The organism is Halogeometricum sp. S3BR5-2, assembly GCF_031624635.1.
In the GTDB taxonomy this organism is placed as follows: domain Archaea; phylum Halobacteriota; class Halobacteria; order Halobacteriales; family Haloferacaceae; genus Halogeometricum; species Halogeometricum luteum.
Genome location: NZ_JAMQOQ010000020.1, coordinates 1 through 1,127 on the forward strand (window position 1 = coordinate 1; position 1,127 = coordinate 1,127).

Annotated in this window: 1 protein-coding gene; it reads right to left on the reverse strand. The window is 62.3% G+C overall.

What is annotated here, in order from left to right; all coding sequences use genetic code 11:
• On the reverse strand, positions 1–1,037 hold a 1,037-nt coding region (locus NDI79_RS23515; protein WP_310931061.1), incomplete at its 3' end, for a bifunctional DNA primase/polymerase.
• Between the last annotated feature and the right edge of the window lie 90 nt (positions 1,038–1,127).

The window sequence follows — 1,127 nt, forward strand, 5'->3', positions numbered from 1 at the left end:
CGGGACGACGTGAGTTCGGGGAGATTGAACTGGTTATCTCCAATAGACCGAAGGTAGTTGTAGGCCGTTTTCCAGTCAGAACCGCTCACGTCGCCCGGAACGACCCGTTCGTCATAATCCAGTTCGTCGCACGCTATTGCGGCCATTTCAATCGGACCGCCTTTGCCACGGCCGCCAGTGTCCTTCCACCCGTCCGCGCCGACGACGTTCGCCCGTCCCGCGCAGTTCGGTCCCCACGTCGGATAGAACGGGTCAACGTTCTCGCCTGAGCCGTGCGAGTCGTTCCACCGGCCAACTATCGTCTCTTCGGCCACGTCCCGACAGTCGAGCGCGTCGAGTGCTTTGTAGGCGTCTGAGTCCCCGTCTGACTGCCGGCGTGCGGTCCGGACGGAACTCCCGCCCGTATCGTCACTGCCCGCCTCTTCCCGAACCCGGGTCACGTCGCGGTCCTTAGCGAGTATCTGGCAGAGTAGGTCTGCGTTGAGGGTCGCTATCGGCGCGTCGTTCAGAACGGTGTACCACCCGCCGTCCTCCTTCTCGCAGTTGTCGCACCAGTCCTTAGAGCATCCGTCAAGCTGCGAACCCGCGCCCACCGAATACTGGTTGGAGACACGGACCTCACCGAAGGACGCTTCCGAAACGTTCTGTGCGCCGAACTCCTCTTCAAGTCTCTCCGCCGGAAGTAGTCCCGCGCCGTCTCTCGGGACGTGAAAGACGAGACACTCGCCGTCATGCGCCGTCGAGAAGGTGAGGGTCTCGGGTAGGCGCTCGCGGGCGGACTCCAGTGCGTCGGTATCCACGCCGTCGTTGTAGTCGTCGATATCGATGAGAACCAGCGTATCGTCCTCGGCCGCGTGAACGCCGTAGTTTCCGTATCCCGGCACTTCCTCGGCGCGTTTGGACGCATCTTTGTGCCCGACCGAGCGCTTCGTCCCCGCCTTCACGCGGTGGAATACGCGCTTACTGGATAGGTCTGACTCCTGAACGCGCTTCTCGACGACACGGCGGCACTCGTCCCAACCGGTCACGTCCGCCATTAGAAATCCCCTCCGAGGGTCGTCCGTCCGAGGTAGCTGTCCGTCTGACCGCGTTCGACATACCACGCGATTAGTTCCGAACCGTCTATC